Raw genomic sequence first — 4,855 nt, 5'->3', positions numbered from 1 at the left:
CACGAGCCTGGATTCTCGCCCGCCCCCTCTCGGGCTTCGCCGAGACGTTCGCCCAGTACGCCGTCGAGGTCGTGCCCGGCGGTGGAAGCGACAGCCCCGAGCCCGACACAGGTGCCGAGGCGGCGATATTCGTCGCGAGCGGCGAGTTGACGCTTACGGTTGACGGCGCGCCCAACTCGGTCGGTGCTGGTGGCTATGCGTACGTTCCGCCCGGACGCAGCTGGGCCGTGCGGAACGACGCCACGACGGCGTTGCAGTTCCACTGGGTGCGCAAGCGCTACACCCCGGCGGCAGGGCTCTCGACGCCCGACCCCATCCTCACGTCGGATGCCGAAGTGGCGATCGACTGGATGAGTAGCGCCGAGAACTGGGGGACGACCCGTTTTGCCGACCCCGCCGACCTACGCCACGACATGCACGTCAACATCGTCACGTTCGAGCCCGGAGGGCGCATCCCGTTCGCGGAGACGCACGTGATGGAGCACGGGATCTACGTTCTCGAGGGCACCGCAGAGTACCTCCTCAACCGGGACTGGGTCACCGTCGAGCCGGGGGACTTCATCTGGCTTCGCGCGTTCTGCCCCCAGGCGTGCATCGCGACGGGCAACGGCCGGTTCCGGTACCTGCTCTACAAGGACGTGAACAGGCACCCCGAGCTCGTTGCGCGATGATCGCGCACGTTCGGATCGAGCCGCTGACCGTCGCCGCGTTCGCCCCGTACGGGGACGTGCTCGAGGCCGTCGGCGCACCGGACCGAATCATCAACGAGGGATCGTGCGAGCGGTTTCACGACCGGGCCCGGCTCGACTTCGGCCCCGATGGTCGGGCCGGGCTGAGCGTCTTTCACGCGATGCCACGCTCGCTTCCCCTGACGCTCGAGCTCGTCGAGCGCCACCCCGAGGGCTCACAGGCTTTCGTCCCGATGTCGGCTGATCCGTTTCTCGTGATCGTTGCGATGGACGAAAAGGGACGGCCCGTGAACGTGCGCGCGTTTCGCACTGCGCCCGGCCAGGGGATCAACATCCTGCGCAACACGTGGCACGGGGTCCTGACACCCCTTGCGGGACCTGGCCGCTTCACGGTGATCGACCGGGTCGGCGCGACGCCGAACCTCGAGGAGTACCGGCTGGCAGCTCCTCTCGTGATCAGGGATTAACCTGTCGACGCGTCGTAGACGAGCGCACCTTCGACGAGCGTCGTGACGACGCGAGCCTCGCCGATCGCTCCTGCCCCGCGGTCGTGCAGATCACGATCGAGGACGACGAGGTCGGCCAGTTTGCCGGGCTCGATCGAACCCGTATCGTGATCGCGGTGATTGACGTACGCCGAGCCCATGGTGGCCGCGGCGATTGCCTCGTCCAGGGTCAGCCGCTCGCGCGGCAGGAGGGGCTCGTCGCCGTCCTGACCAGGGCGCCGACGCGTGACGGCGACCTCGAGTTGGAGTAGTGGATCGGGCGTCGACACGCTCCAGTCGCTCCCGAACGCGAGCCGCCCTCCCTGACGAAGGATGCTCCCGAAGGGATACATCGACGCTCCGGCCTCGGGGCTGACGAACGGAAGGGTCAGGTCCAGCACGTACCCCGAGAGCACGGCCCAGTACGGCGTCACGTTCGCCACGACGCCGAGTTCACCGAAGCGGGGCAGGTCGGCGGGGGCGGCGAACTGCACGTGGGCGAGATGGTGGCGCGCGTCGCGTCGACCGTTGAGAGCGGTAGCAGCCTCGAGCGCGTCGAGTGCTTCACGCACCGCTCTGTCGCCGAGGGCGTGGATGTGCACCTGAAAGCCGTTGGCATCGAGCAGACCGACTATCCGTTCCAGACGCTCGGGCTCGAACAGACTTGCGCCATACCTCTCGGTGATCGCGCCGTCGGCATCGTGATACGGAGCGAGCATCGCCGCGGTGTAGCTCTCGACGACGCCGTCCTGGAACAGCTTCACGCCACGGAGGCGGAGACGCCCGACGGTTCCGCGCGCGCGGCGCTCGAGCAGTTCCTCGATCAGCTCGTCGCCGGCGTCGTCACGCCAGAGGAGATTGCCTTCCGTGCGCATCGTCAACTCCCCCCGCTCGGCGACCGAGCGGTAGGGCGCAAAGAGGGACTGGTCGAGCGACGCCTCCTGGCACGCCGTGATCCCGAGAGCGTGAAGCGTCCGCTGGGCATCCAGGATCGCCTGCTCCCACTCGCCCTGCGACGGCTCGGGGAGAAGCTCCTGCACGAGTCGGATCGCCGTCTCCTGGAGCGTTCCCGACGGAGCTCCGGTGCCGTCACGGTCGATCACGCCGCCCGCCGGATCGGATGTCGCCGCAGTGATCCCAGCGAGATCGAGCGCCCGGCTGTTGCTCCAGAGCGTGTGACCGTCGCGCGTGCGGAGAGCAACCGGCCGGTCAGGGACAAGGGCATCCAGAAACTCCCTGGTCGGCATCCGGCCCCCGAAGTCGTCCATCGACCAGCCCCCGCCGACGATCCAGCGGTTCGCCGGATTGCGAGCCGCGTACGCGACGATCGCATCGGCATGCTCGGCCGGGGTGAACGTCCCATAAAGGTCGCATTCGCACGCAGTCATCCCTCCGTGCGCGAAATGGAGATGGGCATCCTGGAAGCCGGGCAGGAGCGTCCGACCATCGAGCTCGATCACGTCGGTCGAGGGCGCGATCAGCTTCCGGATCTCTTCATCGGAGCCGACAGCGACAATCCGGCCTTCCGTCACGGCGACGGCTTCGGCGCGCGGCTGCGCCGGATCGACCGTGATGACGCTTCCTCCTAGAAACGCGAGCTCGACCCCGGGCATGTCGGGTGAGTCTATGCCAACAGGCACTTTGCCGACAGGCCGTCCACCGCCCTCGGTCGGCCGCCCTCCGCCGCCGGGAGTAGCCTTCTGGGATGTCGATGCGCATCGACGACGCTCATCCCAGCCCCCCGGACGACGACTGGTTCGCTTCGAGCGAGGCGCCGACGACCGGCCGCGAGGATCTGCCTCTGGGGAGCGACGATGCGTACGACCGAGAGCCGGAGTGGGAGGCCGCCGATCAGTGGGAGCACGACGACCCCGCATCCAGGGACGTCGCCCACCGTCACCTCGGAATCGTCCTGGCTGTGCTCGTGGCCGTCTTTCTCGTCTTCGCAGGCTTCCTCGTAGGGCGCATCACCAAGGATTCGACGGAGACGGTCGTGACCATGACGTCGACCGTGGAGGCAGCACCGACGACACCTGCAGAGACCACGCCCACCGAGACAACACCGACCGAGACGACACCCGCCGAGACGACACCCGCCGAGACGACACCCGCCGTCACGACGCCGGCGACCCCGCCGACGTCGGTCCCGACCGACGAGACGCTCCGCCCCGGCACGAAGGGGTCACAGTCCGTCGCAACGCTGCAGGCGGCGCTGACGAGCCTCGGATACGCGGCCGGAACGCCGGACGGAAGCTACGGGCCGGCGACCGTAGCAGCTGCCTCCGCGTTCCAGACCGCAGTCGGCCTCTCCGCCGACGGTGTCGCCGGGCCGGCGACGCTCGCGGCGATCAACGCTGCCCTCGCGAAGGGCTGACGAGCGTCAGCTGGCGAACCAGCGGGCTCTTCGGCTCGAGCCGAAGTGCTCTTTTTCCCGGACGAGTGCGTCCGACGGTTCGCTGAACACACCCGTCGGCTTCGGGCCGGAGTAGAAGTCGACATCGACGCGGCCGACGAGCCCGTGGCCGAACTCGATGTAGCACGACCCCCGCCCGTCGTAGGGCTCGGGCTGCTCGCCACCGCGTATCGTCGCGACGATCGACCCGGCGACGACCCGCGCTGCTCGCTCGGCGAAGACCCCTGCCTTCGGCACGCCGACCGTGGTGACGTCGCCGACGGCGTACACGCCGGGGATCTGCGTTTCGAGCGTCGCGTGGTCGACCGGGATGTACCCGTCGACCGCGAGGCCGCTCTCGAGCACGACGTCGGGTGCGCGATGCTTCGGCACGCCGAGGAAGAGGTCGAAGGGCATCTCCGTTCCGTCGTCGAGCACGGCGACGCTGCGAGCGGGATCGATCGCGCTGACGCGCCGGTCGGGGATGAACGCGATACCACGCTCGACGAAGGCGTCGAGGAGTGCGGCCGACGTCTCGGGCGAGGGCGGGACGAGCCTCGGAAAGGGCATCACGACGGAGATCTCGCAGTCGTCGCGCACACCTCGCGCAACGAGGTCGTCGTGGAGCAGCAGCGCGCACTCACTCGGCGCTGGAGGGCACTTGAAGGGCGCGCCACAGACGCCGATGATCGCGTGCCCCTTCGTGAAGGTGGGGATCACGTCGCCGAGGAGAGCGGCGCCCTCGAACGAGTAGAACTCGTTGCCGCCCTCCGCGAGACCGGGAGTCGCGTCGAGGTCGTAGTCGGCCCCGAGCGCGATGACGAGGACGTCGGCCTCGTGGAGGCCTTCGTCAGTGGTCGCGCGCCGCGCCTCCGCGTCGATCGAGGTGACCGTCTGCCGGAGGAACCGCACACCGGGCCTCTCGATGTCGGCGTACGGAAGTCGTGTCTCGACAAGGGTCTGCCGGCCGAACATCACGTCGAGCTTGGAGTAGCCGAACGAGAACGCTGTGTTCCTGTCGATGAGCGTGACATCGACATCGTTGCCGAGCTCCTCGGAAAGCGTCGTCGCGAGCTCGAGGCCACCGAAACCTGCTCCGAGGATGAGGACGCGGCACGGCATTCGGCGATCATAGACCACCCGCGCCAGGACTCACTGTGGTTCAAGACCCATCGTCTCGACAAGGAACGGGACGCAGCCTGAGTACCGTGTCGATGGCGGTGAGCACGCCCCCGGCGGCCGCGCCAAGGGGCCGTTCGACTCCGTGGTAAGCGCCGTCGCAGCCGACA

General features: G+C 68.4%; 5 protein-coding genes. 3 read left to right on the top strand and 2 right to left on the bottom strand.

From position 1 onward, the window contains the following. Both ABIR74_RS13975 and ABIR74_RS13970 read left to right on the top strand, forming a co-directional pair. Positions 1 to 671 (top strand): bifunctional allantoicase/(S)-ureidoglycine aminohydrolase (locus ABIR74_RS13975; protein ID WP_348179189.1); only part of this gene is annotated, 671 nt, incomplete at its 5' end. Continuing rightward, positions 668 to 1,156, top strand: a complete 489-nt coding sequence (locus tag ABIR74_RS13970; RefSeq protein ID WP_348179187.1) for an ureidoglycolate lyase — start codon at positions 668 to 670, stop codon at positions 1,154 to 1,156. The genes ABIR74_RS13975 and ABIR74_RS13970, both read left to right, overlap by 4 nt. Here the strand turns inward: ABIR74_RS13970 and ABIR74_RS13965 are convergent. Further along, positions 1,153 to 2,787, bottom strand: a complete 1,635-nt coding sequence (locus ABIR74_RS13965) for an amidohydrolase (protein ID WP_348179185.1) — start codon at positions 2,785 to 2,787, stop codon at positions 1,153 to 1,155. The two genes, ABIR74_RS13970 and ABIR74_RS13965, sit on opposite strands and share 4 nt — an antisense overlap. Positions 2,788 to 2,879: 92 nt before the next feature. Between ABIR74_RS13965 and ABIR74_RS13960 the strand changes: the two genes are divergently transcribed. Beyond that, a complete protein-coding gene (locus tag ABIR74_RS13960) occupies positions 2,880 to 3,548 on the top strand; it encodes a peptidoglycan-binding domain-containing protein (RefSeq protein WP_348179183.1) in 669 nt (222 codons plus the stop codon). 6 nt (positions 3,549 to 3,554) lie between these two features. Here ABIR74_RS13960 and ABIR74_RS13955 read toward each other — a convergent pair whose 3' ends face one another. After that, positions 3,555 to 4,688, bottom strand: coding sequence for an FAD-dependent oxidoreductase (locus ABIR74_RS13955; protein ID WP_348179181.1), 1,134 nt, complete (start codon positions 4,686 to 4,688; stop codon positions 3,555 to 3,557). Between the last annotated feature and the right edge of the window lie 167 nt (positions 4,689 to 4,855).

It is taken from the genome of Gaiella sp. (genome assembly GCF_039915195.1).
GTDB lineage: Bacteria > Actinomycetota > Thermoleophilia > Gaiellales > Gaiellaceae > Gaiella.
This window is presented reverse-complemented; position numbering and strand designations above follow the sequence as displayed.

Coding starts and splice junctions, on each gene's coding strand:
- ABIR74_RS13970 (WP_348179187.1), top strand. CDS start 668: ATGATCGCGCACGTTCGGATCGAGCCGCTGACCGTCGCCGCGTTCGCC.
- ABIR74_RS13965 (WP_348179185.1), bottom strand. CDS start 2,787: ATGCCCGGGGTCGAGCTCGCGTTTCTAGGAGGAAGCGTCATCACGGTC.
- ABIR74_RS13960 (WP_348179183.1), top strand. CDS start 2,880: ATGTCGATGCGCATCGACGACGCTCATCCCAGCCCCCCGGACGACGAC.
- ABIR74_RS13955 (WP_348179181.1), bottom strand. CDS start 4,688: ATGCCGTGCCGCGTCCTCATCCTCGGAGCAGGTTTCGGTGGCCTCGAG.